This window comes from Sphingomonas sp. Marseille-Q8236, assembly GCF_965112005.1.
Window position 1 is genome coordinate 1,565,154 of the sequence record NZ_CBCOPO010000001.1, and the last position, 21,253, is coordinate 1,586,406.

The following is a 21,253-nucleotide window of genomic DNA, read 5'->3' on the forward strand; positions in this document are numbered from 1 at the left end:
GAAGGTGATTGCCTTCCCCGCCGCTTTGTCGTTTGAAGGGGCGACAAGAAAAGGGGAGAGGCATGACGACCACACGACGCGAGATCATGGTCGGGGTGGCCGCGATCGGGCTGAGCACGGCGATCGAGCCTGCACTGGCACAAGGACCGGGCAGCGATCGCCTGATCGCGGGCACCTATGCCAATGAGGGCGGCAAGGGCCTGTATCCGATCGCGAACGGACGCGTCGGGCGTCCCGTGGCGGACATCGTCAATGCCTCCTATGGCGTGGGGAACGGTCCGGGCGGCGCCTTTTACCTCTTGCGCGAACAGGCGGAGGGACGGGTCGCTGCCTATGGCCCCGGCTGGCGGTCGCGGGGCGGGGCCTCGACCGGTGGCGCAGACCCGTGTCACGCCGTGCTCGACCGCTCCTCGGCCTGCTTGGCGGTCGCCAATTATTCCAGCGGGTCGGTCGCCTTCTTCCGGCTCGACCGGCGGACCGGTGCGCCGGGTGAGGCACAGATCTTCCAGCATCGGGGCAAGGGCCCGAACGCCGAGCGCCAGGCCGGGCCGCATGCGCATTGGGTGGGGTTCAGCCCCGATCAGCGCTGGCTGCATGCGGTCGATCTTGGGGCGGATGCCATTTTCGCCTATCGCTTCGATCCCGCCGCGCGAACCCTCGCCGAACCAATCGTGGCCTGGAACGCGCCGGCGGGCGCGGGGCCGCGTCATATGGTCCGCCATCCGACCCTGGCGCGGGCTTATGTCGCGTGCGAGTTGCAGACGCGGCTGTTCGTCCTCGACGCCCTGCCCGATGGCCGGTTCCGCACGGCGGGCGAGCACGCGCTGGTGCCCGAGGGTGGTCCCGCATCCTATGCCGCGCATATCGCGATCGATCGTGCCGGACGGACGCTCTACGTCTCCAATCGCGGGGCGAACAGCATCACCGTCTTCTCCCTCGACGCCAGGGGCGAGCCCACGCTGGTGCAGCATGTCCCGACCGGCGGCAACTGGCCGCGTTTCTTCCTGTTGCGCGAGGGACGACGCGAGATGCTGGTCGCCAATGAGCGGTCGGGGACGGTCAATGCCTTTCGTATCGGCCGGGACGGGCGATTGACCGCAACGGGGCAGAGCCTCGCCATTCCAGGCGTGGCGTTCCTGGCAGAGGCCTGATCGCGAAGAGAAAATAGGTCTGTCCCAAGGCTTTGGCGGTGGCGAGGATGGTCGCGCGGGCATAGACGCACGCTCATGCGCTTCTTCAGACTATTGTTGGCCGGGGCCACATGGCCGGGGCGGCTGATCGCCTGTATCGGGGCGGTGATCGGCATCGCCCTGACCATTGTCGTGTGCGGCGGATTGCCGCCGCTCGGCCCCGACCTGCCGATCATCGTCGCGCCGCTGGGGGCGTCCGCCGTGCTGGTCTTCGCCGTTCCGAGCAGTCCGCTGGCGCAGCCCTGGTCGGTTGTCGGGGGCAATGTCCTGTCGACGCTGGTCGGGGTGGCGATGTTTCAGGCGATCCCCTCGCTCCCGCTGGCGGCGGGCTGCGCGGTGGGCGGGGCGATCCTGGTCATGTCGCTGGCGCGTTGCCTGCATCCGCCGGGTGGGGCGGCGGCGCTGACCGCTGTGATCGGAAGCCAGGGCATCCATGTGGCGGGCTTCGCCTTCGCCTTCGCGCCGGTCGCGATCAATTCGATCGCGCTGGTGGCGTTGGGCATGTTCTTCCACCGCGCGACGGGGCGCAGCTATCCACACGAGCCGGTGGTGATCCCGCCCACGCCTGTCGCCCTGATCCAGCCCGAGGATGTCGACGCCGCGCTGGAAGACATGCACGAAAGCTTCGACATCGCGCGCGAGGATCTGGACACGCTGCTCGCCCATGCCGAGCGTCATGCGCGGGCCAAGGTTCGGGGCCGGTGAGGGGCATGGCCTTCGACTTCGCTCAGGCTGAACGGACCTTGGGATAACGGCATAAGAAAAGGCCCGCCCCTCACGCCGAGGGACGGGCCTTTCCCATCAACCGGTCATGCCGATCAGCGATACTTGCCGCTGAACGAGATGCCGATGATGCGCGGTTCGTTGAACACGGCCGCCATATAGTTCTCGATCACGCCCTTCAGGTTCTTCTCGTTCGTGATGTTGCGCGCGAAGACCGACAGGCTCCAGTCGTCGTTCGGCGCGGTATAGCCGATGCTCAGACCGCCCTCGAAATTGCCGTTCGAGGTGAACTCCTTGGTCCGGTACAGGACGAAGTTCGTATAGCCCTGCAGGTTCCAGTCGGTGCTGATGAACGCCTTGCCACCACCCTCCAGCGGCATGTCGTACTTGGCCGCCAGGTTCAGATTGTACTCGGGCGCGTTGGGCAGCGGGTTGCCGTCGATCTGCGCGAAATAGGCGTTCGCGCCGAACACGCGGCGGGTGACGAACGGGTCGAGCACGGTGCACACCTGCACGCCGTTCAGGCCGCAGGTCTGGGCGAAGACGCGCTTGTCGCGGATTTCCGAGTGCAGCAGGCTGACACCCGCCGACAGCGCCAGGTTGCGCACCGGCAACCACTGCGCATCGGCTTCCATGCCGTAGGCAACGGCCTTGTCGGCGTTGAACAGCACACCATTACCGTCCGAATCGTTGCCGTTCAGCTGGATGCCCTTCACGCGATAGGCAAAGGCCGCCGCGTTCAGGCGCAGCGTGTTGTTGAACAGCTTCGACTTGAAGCCGGTCTCGAACGACAGGTTGGTTTCCGAGTTCGCGGTGGTGAAGTCGGAGTTGAACACCGCCGAACGACCCTGGATCGTCGGGCCACGGAAGCCTTCGGCCGCGCGGACATAGACGTTCAGTTCAGGCGTGACTTCATACAGCGCCGACAGGTCCAGGCTCGGCTTGGTGTCCGACAGGCGCACGTCGCGACGACCGCGATAGGTCGAGACTCCTGCGGCGCTGTCGGCGGTGCGCAGCAACTGGGTGCGCTTGGTATCCTCGCTGACGCGGCCACCGGCGGTCAGGGTCAGGCGATCGGTCGCCTGATAGCTGACCTGCCCGAACAGCCCCCAGGAGGTGTTGACGTCGTGCAGGCGGACCCAGTTGTTCGGATTGGCCCCGATTAGGAAGGCGCGCTGATAGAAGTCGGTGATGTCGCGGCTGTCGAAATAGATGCCGCCGAACTGCCACTTGAACGGGCCACCCGAGGTCGAGGCGAGGCGGACTTCCTGCGTCCACTGGTCGAGACCCCGGACCTGCCCCTGGCTGAGGCCATAGCCATTGGCCACGCCGTTGACCGGGAAGTTGGCCGCCGCGCCGCCATCGGTGTCGCCCTTGCTGAAACCGGCCGTGGTCTCATAGGCGGTGATCGAGGTCAGCTCGGCCGCGCCCAGATCCCAGGCGGCGCGCAGCGAGGCGCCCTGCGTGTCATAGGACTGCGGATTGCCGCGCCCTTCGTCCAGTGCGACCTGGTCGCGCGGCTCGGCCGACACGTCGCGCGAACCCTTCTTCAGTGCGCCGCGATGGAACAGGGTCGAGGTGCCGTCATACCAGCGCGCATGACCGGCGAGGTTGAACGACAGCGTGTCGGTCGGCGTGAAGAGCAGCTGGAGGCGAACGTCGCGCTCGGTAAAGCCGCCCATCGCGTCCTTCTTCGGGGTCAGCGTGCCATCGGCGCTAAGCCCCGAATAGACATTGTCGACCCAGTTGTCGCGGTGCTGCACCAGGGCCGACAGGCGGAACGCCAGCACGTCGCGGATCAGCGGACCGCCGACACCGGCGTCCATGCTGATCGTGTTGTAGCTGCCGATCGAGGCGGTGGCACGGCTCTGGAAGCTCTGCGTCGGCTTGATCGTGTCGAACTTGATGATGCCTGCTGTCGTGTTGCGGCCGAACAGGGACCCTTGCGGACCACGCAGCACTTCGACCTGATCGACGTCGAACACCGGGTTCGACTTCAGCACGACATGCTCGAGGACGACATCGTCCTGGATGATCGACACAGGCTGCGACGCGCCGAGATAGAAGTCGATATTGCCCAGGCCGCGGATATAGAAGCGCGGGAAGATACGGCCGGTGGTGGTCTCCGCATAAAGGCCGGGGACGCGGCCCGACAGCGCGAGAATGTCTTCGCCGCCTTGCTGGAAGGCGCGCAGGTCCTGGCCGCCGACGACGCCGACCGACACCGGCACGCGATTCAGGTTTTCCGAACGACGCTCGGCGGTGACGGTGATCTCGCCGAGACCCTCCTGCGGTGCGGCCTGATCCCCGGTCGCGGTGGTTGTGCCCGCGCCCTGATCGGCAGTCTGTGCGATGGCCGGTACGGCCGCCAGCGTTCCCCACGCAGCGCTTAGCAGCGCCGCGGTCTTGATAACCGACTTCATATTATTCCCCAGCTCCGGTGGGCGGTTACGTGCCGCCCGACTACTCAATACTCCCGGTGGGCGGAGCCGTTAGGGGCGCATTATGGCGCTCGCGTGACAGAGGTGATGCGCCAAAAGCACAGTCATCGGATAATGTTGCCCTGTCGGGTCGCGAAGCGCATGATGTGTCGAACGGACAGGCAGCGCCTGGCGGCCATCGCCGTCGGGACGGTGCGAAACCATCGGGGGTGGCATGGAAGAGGGCGGAATGCGGACCCGCGATGGCGCGCTGGCCCGGCTGGCGCTGCGCTTCACCGCCTGGGCCGAGCGCTGGTTTCCCGATGCCTTCATCTTCGTCGCCATCGCGGTGATCGTGGTCGCAGTGGCGGCGCTGGCCAATGGCGCGTCGCTCCCCGCCGTGACCAAGAGCTTCGGCGATGGGTTCTGGACGCTGATCCCCTTCACCATGCAGATGGCGTTCGTGACGATCGGCGGCTACGTCGTCGCGACCTCGGGCCCCGTGCAGCGGCTGATCGACTGGCTGGCGCGGCGACCGCGCACCGCACGCGGCGCGATCGGGATGATCGCACTGGCCACCATGATCTCCTCACTGGCGAGCTGGGGGTTGAGCCTGATCTTCGGCGGGCTGCTGGCGCGCGCCTGCGCACGGCGGATGGACCTGCGGATGGACTATCGCGCGGCGGGGGCAGCGGCCTATCTGGGGCTGGGCGCGACCTGGGCGATGGGGCTGTCCTCGTCTTCGGCGCAGTTGCAGGCCAATCCGGCGAGCCTGCCGCCCGCGCTGCTGCCCATCACCGGGGTCATTCCGTTCAGCCAGACCATCTTCCTGTGGCAGTCGATGCTGATCGCGGGCGTGCTGATCCTGCTGTCGACCGCGATCGCCATGGCCTCCACACCGGGGCGTGACGCCGCGATGACCGCGCAGGACATGGGCATCGATCCTGCGCGCGAGGATGACGACCTGCCCCCGCCCACCCAGCCGGGCGAGTGGCTGGACCATGCGCCGCTGGTCACCATGCTGATCGGGGCGCTGGCGGTGGGCTGGCTGGTCCAGGAGTTCGCGCGGCAGGACTGGATGATCGCGATCTCCAACCTCAACACCTATAACTTCCTGTTCCTGATGGCGGGGCTGGTGCTGCACTGGCGCCCCCGGCGCTTTCTGACCGCGCTGTCCCGCGCGGTTCCGGCAACGGCGGGCATCCTGATCCAATATCCCTTCTATGCCGCGATCGCCGCGATGCTGACCGGCGCGAAGAACGCGGCCGGTATCGGAGTCGCCGACCGGATCGCCCATGCCTTCGTCGCGCTCAACACGCCGGGCTCCTTTCCGCTGACCATGGGGGCCTATTCGGCGATCCTGGGATTCTTCATTCCCTCAGGCGGCGGCAAATGGCTGCTGGAGGCACCCTATGTGATGCAGGCGGCCAATGAACTCCATGTCCATCTCGGCTGGGCCGTTCAGATCTACAATGCGGCGGAGGCGCTGCCCAATCTGATCAACCCGTTCTGGATGCTGCCGCTTCTGGGCATATTGGGTCTGAAGGCACGCGACATTGTCGGGTTCAGTTTCCTGCAACTGATCGTCCATCTGCCGGTCGTCCTGGGGCTGCTCTGGGCGCTGTCCTTCACCCTGACCTACCATCCGCCGGTCATGCCATGAGCGCCCAGTGTCACATTGTTGTAACAGGGTTTTGCTTGACGTGGACGTCGTGGCTGGTCAGGGGGGCGGCGTTCGTGCAGTCTCGGGTTCATGACCTTTTTCGGTCCGGCGTGTCGCCGTGGCCCGATCGGCCATGCGCAGAGAATGCGCACGATATCGGATCACTATCGGGGTTTACCGACTGATGTTCGCCTGGTTCCAACGCCTCCTGCCGAAGACGGGGAATTTCTTCGAGCTGTTCGAGGCGCAAGCCGCCACCATCCTGGCGGGGGCCGAAGCCACCGTCCGCATTTTCGACGCGAAGAACGGCACCGCCGACGAGATCGCCGTCGTCGCCGCGCGCGAGCATGACGCCGACGAGATCACGCGCCAGGTGCTGACCTCGGTCCGCTCGACCTTCCTGACGCCGTTCGACCGCGCCTCGATCACCTCGCTGATCGGATCGATGGACGACACGATCGACGAGATGCACGCCGCCGCCACCGCGATCGGCCTGTACCGGCTGACCAGCTTCGCGCCCGAGATGCGTGAAATGGCGGCGGTCGCGGTCGAGGCGGCCAAGCTGACCGTCGAGGCGATGCCGCTGATGCGCGACGTCGCGCGCAACGGCGATCGCCTGCACGCGCTGACCGAGGAGCTGGTCCGCCTGGAGGGTCGTGCCGACGAGATGCACGCGGCGGGCCTGAAGCGCACGCTGGAGGAATGCGGCGAGCGCGACACGCTGCGCTTCGTGATCGAGAAGGAAGTGTACAAGCATCTGGAGCGCATCCTCGACGCGTTCGAGGATGTCGCCGACGAGATCGACGGCATCGTCATCGACCACGCCTGAGGCGAGGGACATGCACGAACTCGCCTTTCCGTTGCTGGTCGGCCTGATCCTGGTCGCGCTGGCGTTCGATTATCTCAACGGGCTGCACGACGCGGCCAATTCGATCGCGACCGTGGTGGCTACGCGCCTTCTGTCGCCAGTCGCGGCGGTGGGCTTCGCGGCGTTCTTCAACTTCGCGGCCTATTTCCTGACCGTGGCCTTTCCCAGCCTTCACAAGGTGGCAGAGACGATCGGCAAGGGGCTGATCGACCAGAGCATCGTGACGCCCGCCGTGATCTTCGGCGCACTGGGCGGGGCGATGGCGTGGAACGTCATCACCTGGCTGCGCGGCATCCCCTCGTCGAGCAGCCATGCGCTGGTCGGCGGGCTGGTCGGCGCGGGCGTCGCCCATGCGGGCATGGACGCGGTGAAGTGGGCGGGGCTGAACAAGACGCTGCTCGCCATCGTGCTGTCGCCGATGCTGGGCATGTTCCTGGCGATGCTGGTCATGCTGGTGAGCAGCTGGGCGATGCGCCGATCGAGCGCGGGGCAGGCGGAGCGCAGCTTCCGCGCGATGCACCTCGTCTCGTCGGCGGCCTATTCGCTCAGCCACGGCCTAAACGACGCGCAGAAGACGATGGGGATCATCACCGTCCTCCTCTATTCGACCGGGCGCCTGTCGGGCCCGTTCGAAGTGCCGCACTGGGTCGCCATCGCCTGTTACTTCGCGATCGCGCTGGGCACGATGACCGGCGGTTGGCGGATCATCGAGACGATGGGCACCCGGATCACCAAGCTGTCGCAGCATCAGGGTTTCAGCGCCTCGACCGCGGGCTCGATCGTGATCTTCGCGGCCTCGGCGCTGGGTATTCCGGTGTCGACCACGCATACCATCACCGGCTCGATTATCGGCGCGGGCGTGGCGCGGCGCGCCTCGGCGGTGCGCTGGGGTGTGGCGGGCAATGTGGTGATCGCCTGGATCATCACCATCCCCGCTTCAGCCGCGATGGGGGCGGGCTTCTACCTGCTGACCCGGTTGTTCTGATAGGAAGGGGAGGGCGAGGGCCTTCCCCTTTTTCTTTGTACTTCAGCCTGAGTGAAGCAGATTGGTTTCGCGCAGAGGCGCGGAGGACGCAGAGGTGACGTGTCCGATCGTCAACCCTGCCACCACCCCGGCGTATGCCGGGATCCAGTCGCGGTGCGCTAGTAAGGGCTCCCACGTACCGACGCAGCGCGCCTTCAAATGCATGGCAGCTGGGCCCCGGCCTTCGCCGGGGAAGGAAAAAAGATATCAAGGGAAGGCGTTAATTTAGAGAGCGCCTTCTCCGCGTCCTCCGCGCCTCTGCGCGAGCTAACCCCGTGGCCTTCGACTTCGCTCAGGCTGAACGGAGGTGGGGGATGGGCGGCATCAGCCTCATCCCCCGGAAATCCCTCAAGACCCCGTAACCGGCCCCCCGGCCGCCTGGAACAGCGCGACCGTGTCGGTCATCCGCGCCGCCTTGGCCTGGATCAGCTGCGACCGTGCTTGGGCATCGGTCACGGTCGCGTTGAGCAGTTGCAACGTCCCGACATCGCCCAGCGTGAGCTGTCGCCGTGCGAAGGTCAGCGCCTGTCCCGCCGCGTTGCTCGCCCGCTGCGCCGCGTCCAGCGCCTGGGCGTCGGTGGACAGGCCAGTCAGCGAATCCGCGACGTTACCGAACGCCTGGAGCACCGCCGCGCGGTACTGCGCCTTGGCCCCCTCCAGCGCGGCTTCCGCTGCCTTCTGCTGGTGGCGCAGCGCATTGGCGTGGAACAGCGGCTGGGTGATCCCGCCGAGCAGCGCCCAGAAGGGATTGCCGCTCTTGAACATGTCGCCGAAATTCTGCGCCGAGCCACCCGCATTGGCCGAGAGCTGAATGCTGGGCAGGCGCGCCGCGATGGCCGCGCCGACATCGGCCCCGGCGCCCTGCAACTGCGCTTCGGCGGCCAATATGTCGGGTCGCCGATGGACCAGGTCGGACGGCACGATCGCGGGCAGTTCGGTCGGCAGGGTCAGCTGCGACAGGTCCGGTAGCGGCGGCAGGGCCGATCCCGGGGCACGCCCGATCAGCGTGGCGATAATGGTGCGCTGCGCGGCTTCGGCCCGGACCAGCGGGGGCAGGGCACCCTCGGCGGTGGCAAGCGCGGCCTGTTGCGTCGACACGTCCGACGCGCCGACCGCACCTAGCCGCTGGCGCTGTTGCAGCGCCGACAGGATGTCGCGATTGACCTGGACCGCCGTTTGCGCGGCGGCGATCTGTTCGGCCAGACTCGCCCGCTCGATCAGCGCGGTGACGAGGTTGGCGGCCACCGTCATCCGCGCCGCGTCGAGCTGATGCCGCTCGACTTCGGCGCGAGCGACGGCGGAGCGCACCTGCGCCCGGTTCCCGCCGAACGCATCCACGTCATAGGACACGCTGACCTGCGCGGTGTGCAGCGTGTAAAGCTGCTGGTTCGGATCCGCGACCGCTGGCGACAGCGCGTTGGATATGCGGGTCCGCTGCGCCTGATAGCTCAGCCCCCCTTGCGGGAAGAGCAGCGATCCGCGCGTCGCCCGCGCCTGTTCCTGCGCCTGGCGAAGCGAGGCCTCTGCGACGCCCACATCGTTATTGTGCGCCAGCGCCTCGGCGACCAGCGCATCGAGCTGCGCATTGCCGAAGGCATGCCACCATTCGGGTGCGACTTGCGCGGACACCGTCTGCGCCGGACCGCTGGCCGGGGCGATCACCGGCGCAGGCGTCAGTGGCGGCAGGCTGGCATGGGCATCCAGGTCATGCGGGCCGACGGCGCACGCCGAGACACAGGCGAGCAGCGGCAGGGTCAGGAAACGCTTCATGCCGGAACCCCGGATTCAGGAGTGGTGGTATCGTCCTGGTCGTCGACCATCGGATCATGCTTCTTCTTGCGCTGCGACAGCGGCAGGCGGGTCGAATAGCGGCTGATGAGCACCGGCAGGACCAGCAGGATCAGCACGGGGGCCAGCGTCATGCCGCCCACCACGACCAGCGCGAGGGGCTTCTGCACCTGGCTGCCGATCCCATGCGAAAGCGCGGCGGGCAGCAGGCCGATCGCGGCGACCAGACAGGTCATGACGACGGGACGCAGGCTGTTCTTGACGGTGGTGGCCAGCGCATTCTCGCGCGGTGCACCCTCGTCGATCGCGTTGTTGAAGGTGGTGACGACCAGGATGCCGTCCATCACCGCGATGCCGAACAAGGCCACGAAGCCGATCGCCGCCGAGATGCTGAACGCCGTACCGGTCAGCGCCAGGGCCAGCACGCCGCCCACGACCGCCATCGGGATCGCGGAGAAGGCGAGCAGGCTGTCGCGCATCGAGCCGAAATTGGCATAGAGCAGCAGCAGGATGAGCACGAGGCTGATCGGGACCACGATCTCGAGGCGAGCGATCGCGTTCTTCAGGTTATCCAGCTCGCCTGCCCATTCCAGATGATAGCCCGGCGGCAGATGGACATTCTGGTTGATCCGCGCGCGTGCCTCCTCGACCGCGCCACCCAGATCGCGGCCGCGCACTGAGAATTTGATCGGGACGTAGCGCTCCTGATGCTCGCGATAGATGAACGAGGCACCGCTGGTCAGCTTGACATTGGCGACCTCGGACAGCGGCACCTGAATGGTCCCGTTGCCGTCGGGGCTAGGCGCGCCGATCGTGATGTTGCGCACCGATTCCAGCGAGTCGCGCTGGGTCGGCTGCAACCGCACGATGATCGGGAAGTGGCGGTCGGTGCCGGGCTCATAGAGGTCGGCGGGTGACTGGCCACCGATGGCGGCGGCGACGGTCGAATTGATGTCGTCGGGCGTCAGGCCATAGCGGGCCGCCTTGGCGCGATCGACATCGATCCGCACGGTCGGCTGGCCCAGGATTTCGAACACGCCGAGATCCTCGATGCCCTTCACCTTGGCCATCTGCGCCTTGATCTGGTTGGCCAGCTTTTCCAGGGTCACCAGATCGGGGCCGAACAGCTTGATCGAATTGGCACCCTTCACGCCCGACGCGGCTTCCTCGACATTGTCCTCGATGATCTGAGAGAAGGAGAAGTCGACGCCGGGATATTTCTTGGCGAGGCGGGCCGACAGTTCGTCGATCAGCTTCTCCTTGGTCACGCCCGACGGCCACGTATCGAACGGCTTCAGCGGCACGAAGAACTCGACGTTGAAGAAGCCGGTCGCGTCGGTACCGTCGTCCGGGCGGCCATGGGCGGACAGGACCGCTGTGGTTTCCGGATAGCTGGCGATGATCTTGCGCACCTCATTGGTCACCTTCTCGCCAGCTTCCAGGCTGATCGAGGAGGGGAGGGTGGCGCGGATGTACATATTGCCTTCTTCGAGGTGCGGCAGGAACTCGATGCCTAGCGACCGCACGCCGACCACCGCGAGACCCAGCATCAGCACCGCGCCGCCGATCGTCACGATCTTGTTGCGCAGCGCGAAGGACGCGGCGGGTTCATAGACGCGGCGCAGCTTGCCGACGATGAAGGTCTCGGTCTCGGCCAGCTTGTCCGGCAGCAGCAGCGTCGACAGCACAGGCGCGACGGTGAAGGTCGCCAGCAGGCCGCCGCTGATCGCATAGGCATAGGTCTTGGCCATCGGGCCGAAGATATGGCCCTCCACGCCGGTCAGGGTGAACAGCGGCAGGAAGCTGGCGATGATGATCGCGGCGGCGAAAAAGATGCCGCGGCTGACCTCGGACGAGGCGCCCAGCACCGCGCCGAAGCGGCTGGCCATGGTGTAGCGGCCCTGGCCGCTCTCCACGGCGGCGGAGCGTTCGACCATGTGGCGGAAGATATTCTCCACCATGATGACGCAGGCATCGACCACCAGGCCGAAGTCGAGCGCACCGACCGACAACAGGTTCGCACTTTCCCCCTGCAACACTAGGATCAGGATCGCGAAGGCCAGCGCGAAGGGGATGGTGGCCGCCACGATGATCGCCGAGCGCAGATTGCCGAGGAACAGCCACTGCAAGGCGAAGATCAGGAGGATGCCCACCACCATGTTTTCCATGACGGTATGGATGGTCAGGTTGATCAGGTCGGAGCGGTCGTAGATCCGCTCCAGATGGACGCCCGGGGGCAGCACGCCGCTGTCGTTGATGTTGGCGACCTCGGCCTGGACGGCCTTGATCGTCGGCATCGACTGGGCGCCGCGCTGCATCAGGACGATGCCCTGCACGATGTCGTCGTCATTGTTGTAACCGGCGATGCCCATGCGCGGCGCGTTGCCGACCTTGACGGTCGCCACGTCCTTGATGAGCACGGGCGCGCCGCCCGCCTGGCCTACCAGCACGTTCTGGATCGCGTCGGGCGACTGGATCAGCCCGATGCCGCGCACGATCGCGGCCTGTTCGCCGAAGTTGATCGTCTGGCCGCCGACATTGCCATCGCTCTTGGACAGCGCCGCCAGCACCTGCGCCACGGTGACGCCGTGCGCATTCAGCCGGTTCTGGTCGATCACCACGTCATAGGCGCGCAGCTTGCCGCCCCAGCCGGTGACGTCGATCACGCCCGGAATCCGCTTGAACCGGCGCTGGAGCACCCAGTCCTGCAGCGTCTTCAGGTCCATCACCGAATAGCCTTTGGGCGCGGCGATGCGGTAGCGATAGATTTCACCCACCGGCGAGGTCGGCGACAGCGTCGGCTGCGCCCCACCGGCCAGCGGCGGCAACTGCGACAGGCGGTTGATGACCTGCTGCCGCGCCTGTTCGTTGGTGTAGTCGTAGGTGAACTGGATCTTGATGTCCGACAGGCCGAACAGGCTGATGGCGCGGATCGCGGTCAGATGCGGGATGCCCGCCATCTGGACCTCGATCGGGATGGTGACGTTGCGCTCCATCTCCTCGGCCGACAACCCTTGCGTCTGGGTGATGACCTCGACCATCGGCGGGACGGGATCGGGATAGGCTTCGATGTTGAGGTTGATGAAGCCGATGACGCCAGCGACGATCATCGCGAAGAACAGGCCGACGATCAGCAGTCGCTGACGCAGCGCAAAGTCGACGATGCGGTTCATTACTCGCCGATCCCCGCTTCGTTGACGAACAGCGCGCCCGAGGTGACGATCTTCTCGCCCGGCTTCAGGCCCGACGTGATGGTGACGAGGCCGCCTGCGGAATCACCGGTCTGCACATCGCGTGCGAGGAGCAGGCCGTCGGGCCGGACCACCCAGACACGGGCATTGTCGCCCTCATGGATCACGGCGGCGGCGGGGACGCGGATCGCCTCGCCGGCGTTCAGATGCTTGATCGCGAAGCTGGCGAACATCTGCGGCTTGAGCGCCTTGTCCGGGTTGGGGATGGAGGCGCGGACCGGCAGGCGATGGGTTTCCGGATCGAGCGCGGCACCGACCAGGTCGATGGTGGCGTGGAAAACGCGGCCGGGAATGGCGGGCGTTGTGACTTCGACGGGATCGCCGACGCGGACATTTTCGGCGTCGCTCTCGGCCACCTGCGCGACCAGCCAGACGCGCGAAGGATCGGTGATGGTCATCACCGGCTTGTCGCCGCCCTGCGAGACATATTGGCCGGGCGCGACATCGCGCGAGGCGACGACACCGCTGATCGGCGCGACCAGCGTGGTGATGTCGTGGATGCCCGAACCCTGGCCCGTATTCTCCAGCCGGTTGATCTCGCCCTGCGACTTGCCGAGGATCGCCAGCTTGTCGCGCGCGGCGCCCAGCGAGGCGGCGGCGGTGCGCGCGGTCGCCTGGGCAGCGGCGAGGTCGACCTTGGCCTGCTGATAATCCTTCAGCGCGCCGCCCGCGGTTTCATAAATTTGCTGCTGGCGGTCGGCATTGCGCTGCGCCGCGACGAGCTGGGCCTGGGCGTTCTGATAGGCGGCCTGGGCCGAGAACAGGCCGGAGCGCGCATCGACGAAATCGCTGGTCTTGATCATCAGCAGCGGCTGACCCTGGAGCACCACTTGGCCCGCATCGGCCAACACGCGCACCACCTGCCCCGCATAGGGCATCAGCACCGGGGTCGAGCGGGTGGCATCGACGGTGATCGCGCCGGTCGCCATCGTCTGGTCGCCCGACGCACCCAGCCCGACGCGCATCATCGGCATCGCGGCCAATTGCTCCTTGGACAGGCGCAGCGTGCCGGCCGGCGGCGGGGCGGGCGGAACCTCTTCCTTATGGGTCAGCTTGCCGATGACCGTGATCAGGATCAGCGCACCCACCAGCACGGCGGCGGCGATTCCGACCCAGCGCCATTGCTGCGCGGAGGAGAGGCGACGGGTTTCGGGTAGCGTTTCGTCGGCAGGGTTGGCGTGCATCGGCTTCTTTCGGCGCGAAGGACTGGATATTGCACCGGGCGATAGGGGCCATGCCCTGACGCACCCCTTACGGAAATCTTACGAGACGTTCATGTAACGGGCGACGGAACCCGTCCCCCCGATGCTGCCGATCGAATGTGCGGAGGACGGAGCAGGCATTGACGTCTACCTGGGCGATGACCGCATTGTCATCGAAACGGAACCAATGACCCCATTCGTCGTTGAAATCGAACGGCTCAACAGGAGGGGGTAATCATGGCCAGTCATATGCCGCCACCGCGCATTTCCGACCTTCCGCGCGAGGAGCGGCTGGATGCGCTTTATCGTCGCTTTGCCGATGATCGCGCGCGCTATATGGCGATGCGGTCGCGCCGCCCGAGCCTGTTACACCGGTTATTCCACCTGATCTGATTTGGCCCGAGGGAATGGCTGGCGGCGTCGGTTTCGCACCATGGAGTTCAGCGAAGCGCGGGGCGCCGCCTAGCGGTTACCTTGCCAAGCCTTGCCGCTTTCGGGCGTAGCCATCGCGCCACGCGCAGATCGCTGTGCCCGATGGCCAGCGACAGGATGATCAGCGACGACAGCGCCGATACAGCCAACCATATCTCCACAAGCGCCCCGGCCATGCTCTCTCCCAAAGCTGGAGCCGTCCGAACGCGGGAGGTCGCGGATTCGATCCGGCATCCTCCGAATGTCGTGCGCGGATGACGGGGAGTGTCGGCGCGGTTTCCCGCTGCTATAACGCGTGGCCATGATCCGATCCGATCGACGCTTCTGGCCCCTCGCAACCGGTCTGGCGCTGTTGGCGGGATATGTCGATTCGATCGGCTTCCAGCATCTGGGCGGCTATTTCGTCTCCTTCATGAGCGGCAATGGCACGATGCTCGCGGTGCATCTTGTGGTGCCGACGGGGCGGCCTTCGGCTGCGGCCTCGATCCTTGCCTTGCTGATCGGCCTGTTCGTTGGCGGGGTGATGGTCGGCACGCTGATCCGACTGACCCTGCCCCGCCATGGACAGGTCGCGGTCCTGCTGCTGGTCGCGATGCTTCTGGCCGTCGCTGCCGGGTCCGACGGAAGGGCCGCACTGGCGATGGTCGTCGCCATGGGGGCGCTCAACGCGACCTTCGAGCGGGACGGAGAGGTCAGCATCGGCGTCACCTATATGACCGGAACGCTGGTCAAGATCGGGCAGCATCTGGCGCGGATGATCGCGGGGCGTGGCCGTTGGGCATGGGTGCCCTATCTGGCGCTATGGGCCGGGTTCCTGCTGGGGGCAGTTCTGGGTGCCTGGCTGTTTCCCCTATGGGGCGTGGTGGCCCTTGTCGGGGCATCGGCTGCGGCGGCGATCGGCGCCGGGGCGTCGTGGTGGCTCAACAGGTCATGCTGAGACGCGGTTCGCGGGGGGCTTTGCCGCTTTTGTTCGGACGCGACTTGGATTTCAGGCCGGAGCAATATAATTACAAGTGAAGGAGTCGGGCATCAGACCCGCGACTGGAGAGATTATGCGCGTGATCGACCATATGGTCGCCGGTGGACTTGCCGCGACCGATAGTGCCACCGCCCGTCATGGCGATGTCTTCGACCCCAATAGCGGCCAGGTCCAGGCTCGTGTGGCGTTGGGCGATGCCGCCGTGCTGGACCATGCCGTCGCCGCTGCGCAAGCCGCGCAACCGGCCTGGGCCGCGACCAATCCGCAACGCCGGGCGCGCGTGCTGTTCCGCTTCAAGGAACTGGTCGAGCAGAATATGGACGCGCTGGCGCATCTGCTCTCGTCCGAACATGGCAAGGTGATCGCCGACGCGAAAGGCGACATCCAGCGCGGGCTGGAGGTGATCGAGTTCGCCTGCGGCATCCCCCACGCGCTGAAGGGCGAATATACGCAAGGCGCCGGACCGGGCATCGACGTCTATTCGATGCGCATGCCGATCGGCATCGGCGCAGGGATCACTCCGTTCAACTTCCCGGCGATGATCCCGATGTGGATGTTCGGCGTCGCCATCGCCTGCGGGAACGCCTTCATCCTGAAGCCGTCAGAACGCGATCCCTCTGTCCCGGTGCGCCTGGCCGAGCTGATGCGCGAGGCGGGCGCGCCCGAGGGCATCCTGCAGGTCGTCCACGGCGACAAGGCGATGGTCGATGCGATCCTGGACCATCCGGCGATCGGCGCGGTTAGCTTTGTCGGCTCGTCCGACATCGCGCATTATGTCTACGGCCGCGGGGTCGCGGCGGGCAAGCGCGTCCAGTCGATGGGCGGGGCCAAGAACCATGGCATCGTCATGCCCGACGCCGATCTTGACCAGGTGGTCGCCGACCTGTCGGGCGCGGCCTTCGGCTCGGCGGGCGAGCGGTGCATGGCGCTGCCGGTCGTGGTCCCTGTGGGCGACAAGACGGCGGATGCGCTGCGTGAAAAGCTGATCCCCGCGATCGATGCGTTGCGGGTCGGCGTCTCGACCGATGCGCAGGCGCATTACGGCCCGGTCGTCAATGCTGCGCATAAACGCCGCGTCGAGGACTGGATCCAGACCGGCGTCGACGAGGGCGCGGAACTGGTGGTCGACGGGCGCGGCTTCACGTTGCAAGGCTATGAGGAGGGCTTCTTCATCGGCCCGTCGCTGTTCGACCGGGTGACGCCCGCCATGCAGAGCTATCGCGAGGAAATCTTCGGCCCCGTGCTCCAGATCGTCCGCGCGCCCGATTTCGAGACGGCGGTGCGCCTGCCGAGCGAGCACCAGTACGGTAACGGCGTCGCCATTTTCACCCGCAACGGCCACGCCGCGCGGGAATTCGCCGCGCGCGTCGAGGTCGGCATGGTCGGCATCAACGTGCCGATCCCGGTGCCCGTGGCCTATCACAGCTTCGGCGGATGGAAACGTTCGGCCTTTGGCGACGTGAACCAGCACGGCATGGAGGGCGTCCGCTTCTGGACCAAGGTGAAGACGGTGACGCAGCGCTGGCCGGACGGCGCACCCGATGGCGGCAACGCCTTCGTCATCCCGACCATGGGTTGAGGCAGATATGACCCAATTCGACCTGACCGACGAACAGCGCGAGATCCAGGAACTGGCGCGTCGCTTCACCGCCGACCGCATCACCCCCTTCGCCGCCGAATGGGACGAGAAGCATATCTTCCCGCGCGACACGATCCGCGAAGCCGCCGAACTGGGCTTCGCCGCGATCTACGTGTCCGAGGAGTCGGGCGGCATCGCACTGGGGCGGCTGGAGGCGGCGCTCATCATGGAGGCGATGGCCTATGGCTGCCCCTCCACCTCGGCCTTCATCTCGATCCACAACATGGCGTCGTGGATGATCGACCGCTTCGGCGATGCGGATGTGAAGGCGCGTTATCTGCCCGATCTCGTCACCATGGAACGCATGGCCAGCTATTGCCTGACCGAGCCGGGTTCGGGCTCCGACGCGGCGGCGCTCAAGACCCGCGCGGTGCGGGACGGCGATCATTATGTCGTCTCGGGCTCCAAGCAGTTCATTTCGGGCGGCGGCGAGAATGAGGTCTATGTCACGATGGTCCGCACCGGGGAGGAGGGGCCCAAGGGCATTTCCTGTCTGGTGATCGACAAGGACATGCCCGGCGTCTCGTTCGGTGCGAACGAGCGCAAGCTGGGCTGGCATTCGCAGCCGACGCGGCAGGTGACGTTCGACAATGTCCGCGTGCCGGTCGCCAACCGCCTGGGCGCCGAGGGTGAGGGCTTCCGCATCGCGATGATGGGGCTGGACGGCGGGCGGCTGAACATCGGCGCCTGCTCGCTGGGCGGCGCGCAGCGCTGCTTGGACGAGGCGGTGTCTTATGTGAAGGACCGCCGCCAGTTCGGGAAAGCGATCGCCGAGTTCCAGAATACCCAGTTCACCCTGGCCGACATGGCGACCGAATTGGAAGCGGCGCGGGCGCTGCTCTATCTCGCCGCCGCCAAGGTCACGGCGGGTGCGCCCGACAAGACGCGCTTCGCCGCCATGGCCAAGCGGCTGGCGACCGATACCGGATCCTCGGTGGTCGATCGGGCGCTGCAACTCCATGGCGGTTACGGCTATCTGATGGATTACCCGATTGAACGCTTCTGGCGCGACCTGCGCGTGCATTCGATCCTGGAAGGGACCAACCAGGTGATGCGGATGATCGTCGGGCGGGATTTGTTGAAGGACTGATCCGTCCGCTTGGCACACCCAGGCGAAGGCCGGGGTCCAGTTGCCATCCGGCCGGTGGCGCGCCACGTGATGCGCGGCATCTGGGCCCCGGCCTTCGCCGGGGTCTAAGAAGAGGATAGAAGGACGGGTATGACCCAGGATCTGATCGTCACCCGCGAAGGCCCGGTCGGGCGGCTGCGGCTCAACCGGCCAAGGGCGATTCACGCACTGACCCGCGAGATGTGCGAGGGCGTGCTGGCCGCGCTGGAGGACTGGCGCGGCGACCTGTCGGTCGAGGCGATCATCATCGACCATGCCGAAGGGCGTGGCTTTTGCGCGGGCGGGGACATCCGGTTGCTCGCCGAAAGCGGGGCGGGCGATGGCGAGGCGGCCCGTGGCTTCTTCCATGCCGAATACCGGATGAACCACCGGCTGTTTGCCTATGCCAAGCCGATCGTCGCCGTCATGGACGGCATTACCATGGGTGGCGGTGTCGGCATTTCCGCGCCAGCGCGCTTTCGGGTCGCGACCGAAAATACCCGGTTCGCCATGCCGGAGACGGGCATCGGCCTGTTCCCCGATGTCGGCGGCGGCTGGTATCTCTCGCGCTTGCCCGGGCGGATGGGGGTGTTCCTGGCGTTGACCGGGCATCGGCTGGACGGAGCGGAGGCCCATGCCTTGGGTCTTGCCACCCATTATCTGTCCTCCTCGGCCGTCGAGGAGGCCAAGGCCGCGATTGTCGCGGCGGCGCAGGACATCGCCGCGACGCTCGACCGCCTGTCCACTCCCGCGCCCGAGGCGAAGATCAAGGAGCGGGCGGGGGACATTGATCGGCTTTTCGCCGCCGATACGCTGGAGGACATACTCGCAGCCCTGGAAGCCGATGGCGGCGAATGGGCGGCGCAGCAATTGGCCATACTCCGCACCAAATCGCCGCAAGCCTGCAAGGTCTCTCTGCGTCTGCTCCACGAGGGCGGACTGACCACCGAGTTCGCCGACGAGATGCGCCGCGAATACGGCGTCGCCAGCCGCGTGGTGCAGCGGCCCGACTTCATCGAGGGCGTCCGCGCGCTGATCGTGGACAAGGACAATGCCCCGCGCTGGAACCCGGCGACCCCGGAAGGCGTCACCGATACGATGATCGACCATATCTTCGCACCGCTGCCGGATGCGCAGGCCTGGACCCCCGACGATCGCTGAAGAGGACGAGCATGACCGATTACAACACACTGATCGTCGAGCGCCGCGAAGCGGTGACCCTCGTGACGCTCAACCGGCCGCAGGCACTGAACGCGCTCAATGCCGAATTGCTGACCGAATTGCTGGACGTGATGCGCGCCTATGACGCCGATCCCGATCAGCGCTGCGCCGTCATCACCGGCAGCCCCAAGGCGTTCGCGGCGGGGGCGGACATCAAGGAGATGCAGGAGATGGACTTCGCCGCCATGTATGGCGGCAACCATTTCTCCGGCTGGGACGACTTCACCCGTACCCGCAAGCCGATCATCGCGGCGGTCGCGGGCTATGCGCTGGGCGGCGGGTGCGAGCTGGCGATGATGTGCGACTTCATCCTGGCCGCCGACACCGCCAAGTTCGGTCAGCCCGAGATCAAGCTGGGCGTGACGCCCGGCATGGGCGGGTCGCAGCGACTGGCGCATGCGGTCGGCAAGGCCAAGGCGATGGAGATGTGCCTGACCGGCCGGATGATGGACGCCGAGGAAGCTGAGCGTGCGGGACTCGTCGCGCGCATCGTGCCCGCCGCCGATCTGGTCGAGGATGCGCTGAAGACCGCCGCGACGATCGCCGGAATGGCCCCGATCGCGGTTCGCGCCAACAAGGAGATGGTCAACGCCGCCTTCGACATGGGGCTGGCGCAAGGCGTCCAGTTCGAGCGGCGGCTGTTCCATGGCCTGTTCGGCTCGGCCGACCAGAAGGAGGGCATGGCGGCATTCGTGGAAAAGCGCACGCCCAACTGGACCGGGAAATAACCCGGTCTCGCAGTCGACGACATCAGGAGAGCATCTATGGCGCGGATCGCCTTTATCGGCCTTGGCAATATGGGCGGCGGGATGGCCGCCAATCTGGCGAAGGCGGGGCATGACGTCCGCGCCTTCGACCTGTCGGCGGATGCGCTGGCGGCGGCGAAGGCGGCTGGGTGCCTGCCCGTCGACAGCGCGGTCGCGGCCATGGAAGGCGTCGAGGCGGTGGTGACGATGCTGCCCGCCGGAACCCATGTCGAGCGCGTCTATGCCGACGCCGTCTTCGCCGCCGCACCGCCCTCCGCCATCCTGATCGACTGCTCCACCATCGACGTCGCCACCGCGCGGAGGGTTGCCGAGGCCGCGCAGGCCAAGGGCATGATGGCGGTCGATGCCCCCGTATCGGGCGGGATCGCGGCGGCCAGGGCGGGGACGCTGACCTTCATGGTCGGTGGCGCGCAGAAAGCCTTCGAACGGGCCGAACCCTTCCTGTCGGCGATGGGACAGGCGGTGATCCATGCCGGCGGCAACGGTGCGGGGCAGGCGGCCAAGATCTGCAACAACATGCTGCTCGGCGCGACGATGATCGCGACATGCGAGGCGTTCGTGCTGGCCGAGAAGCTGGGGCTGGACGCGCAGACTTTCTATGATATCGCCTCGGTTTCGTCAGGGCAGAGCTGGTCGATGACCAAATATTGCCCGGTGCCCGGCGTCGGGCCGGAGACACCCGCCGATCATGACTATCAGGGCGGCTTCGCAGCGGCGTTGATGCTCAAGGATCTGAAGCTGGCGATGGCGGCCGCCCACGACGCGGGCGCGACCACGCCGATGGGTGAGCGCGCGGCCGAACTCTACGCCGCATTCGTCGGCGAGGAACAGCCGCCGGTAGATTTTTCCGGGATCATCCGCGTTCTGCGATAACGCCCCTGATCCTACGCGAGTTCAGCCTGGGCGAAGCCGAAGGCCAAGGGAATCCCCCGTCACGGGCTTATGGCGAGGACTTGGCGTGGCCTTCGACTTCGCTCC

At 66.5% G+C, this 21,253-nt stretch carries 17 protein-coding genes; 12 read left to right on the plus strand and 5 right to left on the minus strand.

The genetic code is table 11. From position 1 onward, the window contains the following. Positions 1-62 precede the first annotated feature (62 nt). Positions 63-1,151, plus strand: a complete 1,089-nt coding sequence (locus tag ACWPWT_RS07430) for a lactonase family protein (RefSeq protein WP_454279165.1) — start codon at positions 63-65, stop codon at positions 1,149-1,151. A 75-nt stretch (positions 1,152-1,226) separates the two neighbouring features. Then, entirely contained in the window at positions 1,227-1,895 is a 669-nt protein-coding gene (locus ACWPWT_RS07435) for an HPP family protein (RefSeq protein ID WP_454279166.1), read from the plus strand. Positions 1,896-2,008: 113 nt separating this feature from the next. On the opposite strand, the gene ACWPWT_RS07440 is transcribed toward ACWPWT_RS07435, so the two are convergent. Continuing rightward, positions 2,009-4,336: a TonB-dependent receptor gene (locus ACWPWT_RS07440; RefSeq protein ID WP_454279167.1), complete on the minus strand. Its 2,328-nt coding sequence runs from the start codon at positions 4,334-4,336 to the stop codon at positions 2,009-2,011. A gap of 247 nt (positions 4,337-4,583) precedes the next feature. On the opposite strand from ACWPWT_RS07440, the gene ACWPWT_RS07445 reads away from it, so the two are divergent. The 3 genes from ACWPWT_RS07445 to ACWPWT_RS07455 all read left to right on the plus strand — a co-directional run bounded on the left by ACWPWT_RS07445 (position 4,584) and on the right by ACWPWT_RS07455 (position 7,849). Continuing rightward, positions 4,584-5,996 (plus strand): short-chain fatty acid transporter, encoded by a 1,413-nt coding sequence (locus tag ACWPWT_RS07445; protein WP_454279168.1) that lies wholly within the window; start codon positions 4,584-4,586, stop codon positions 5,994-5,996. A 184-nt stretch (positions 5,997-6,180) separates the two neighbouring features. Then, a complete protein-coding gene (locus ACWPWT_RS07450; RefSeq protein WP_261268857.1) occupies positions 6,181-6,825 on the plus strand; it encodes a DUF47 domain-containing protein in 645 nt (214 codons plus the stop codon). A 10-nt stretch (positions 6,826-6,835) separates the two neighbouring features. After that, entirely contained in the window at positions 6,836-7,849 is a 1,014-nt protein-coding gene (locus ACWPWT_RS07455) for an inorganic phosphate transporter (protein ID WP_261268858.1), read from the plus strand. A 387-nt stretch (positions 7,850-8,236) separates the two neighbouring features. Here the strand turns inward: ACWPWT_RS07455 and ACWPWT_RS07460 are convergent, their stop codons facing one another. The 3 genes from ACWPWT_RS07460 to ACWPWT_RS07470 are packed head-to-tail and all read right to left on the minus strand — an operon-like array spanning position 8,237 to position 14,111. Continuing rightward, positions 8,237-9,658 (minus strand): efflux transporter outer membrane subunit, encoded by a 1,422-nt coding sequence (locus tag ACWPWT_RS07460; protein WP_454279169.1) that lies wholly within the window; start codon positions 9,656-9,658, stop codon positions 8,237-8,239. Then, entirely contained in the window at positions 9,655-12,849 is a 3,195-nt protein-coding gene (locus ACWPWT_RS07465; RefSeq protein ID WP_454279170.1) for an efflux RND transporter permease subunit, read from the minus strand. Before ACWPWT_RS07465 ends, ACWPWT_RS07460 begins: the two co-directional genes overlap by 4 nt. Further along, on the minus strand, positions 12,849-14,111 hold the full coding sequence (locus ACWPWT_RS07470) for an efflux RND transporter periplasmic adaptor subunit (RefSeq protein ID WP_454279171.1): 1,263 nt from the start codon (positions 14,109-14,111) through the stop codon (positions 12,849-12,851). The genes ACWPWT_RS07465 and ACWPWT_RS07470 overlap by 1 nt, the downstream gene beginning before the upstream one ends. A 255-nt stretch (positions 14,112-14,366) precedes the next feature. Between ACWPWT_RS07470 and ACWPWT_RS07475 the strand changes: the two genes are divergently transcribed. After that, the gene (locus ACWPWT_RS07475) at positions 14,367-14,522 is read left to right on the plus strand and encodes a hypothetical protein (RefSeq protein WP_261268862.1); all 156 of its coding nucleotides are present in this window, start codon (positions 14,367-14,369) and stop codon (positions 14,520-14,522) included. 47 nt (positions 14,523-14,569) lie between these two features. Here ACWPWT_RS07475 and ACWPWT_RS07480 read toward each other — a convergent pair whose 3' ends face one another. Further along, positions 14,570-14,737, minus strand: coding sequence for a hypothetical protein (locus ACWPWT_RS07480; RefSeq protein ID WP_454279172.1), 168 nt, complete (start codon positions 14,735-14,737; stop codon positions 14,570-14,572). Positions 14,738-14,862: 125 nt separating this feature from the next. Between ACWPWT_RS07480 and ACWPWT_RS07485 the strand changes: the two genes are divergently transcribed. The 6 genes from ACWPWT_RS07485 to mmsB all read left to right on the plus strand — a co-directional run bounded on the left by ACWPWT_RS07485 (position 14,863) and on the right by mmsB (position 21,148). After that, positions 14,863-15,498, plus strand: a complete 636-nt coding sequence (locus tag ACWPWT_RS07485; RefSeq protein WP_454279173.1) for a YoaK family protein — start codon at positions 14,863-14,865, stop codon at positions 15,496-15,498. A gap of 115 nt (positions 15,499-15,613) precedes the next feature. After that, positions 15,614-17,119, plus strand: a complete 1,506-nt coding sequence (locus ACWPWT_RS07490) for a CoA-acylating methylmalonate-semialdehyde dehydrogenase (RefSeq protein WP_454279174.1) — start codon at positions 15,614-15,616, stop codon at positions 17,117-17,119. A gap of 7 nt (positions 17,120-17,126) precedes the next feature. Continuing rightward, the gene (locus tag ACWPWT_RS07495) at positions 17,127-18,269 is read left to right on the plus strand and encodes an acyl-CoA dehydrogenase family protein (RefSeq protein ID WP_454279175.1); all 1,143 of its coding nucleotides are present in this window, start codon (positions 17,127-17,129) and stop codon (positions 18,267-18,269) included. Positions 18,270-18,398: 129 nt separating this feature from the next. Next, positions 18,399-19,448, plus strand: a complete 1,050-nt coding sequence (locus ACWPWT_RS07500) for an enoyl-CoA hydratase/isomerase family protein (RefSeq protein WP_454279176.1) — start codon at positions 18,399-18,401, stop codon at positions 19,446-19,448. A gap of 11 nt (positions 19,449-19,459) precedes the next feature. Next, positions 19,460-20,236 carry an enoyl-CoA hydratase gene (locus tag ACWPWT_RS07505; protein WP_454279177.1) on the plus strand — a complete coding sequence of 259 codons (777 nt, stop codon included), beginning with the start codon at positions 19,460-19,462 and terminating at the stop codon, positions 20,234-20,236. A 36-nt stretch (positions 20,237-20,272) separates the two neighbouring features. Next, complete coding sequence (mmsB, locus tag ACWPWT_RS07510; protein ID WP_454279178.1) at positions 20,273-21,148, plus strand: 3-hydroxyisobutyrate dehydrogenase; 876 nt, start codon at positions 20,273-20,275, stop codon at positions 21,146-21,148. Positions 21,149-21,253: the final 105 nt, after the last annotated feature.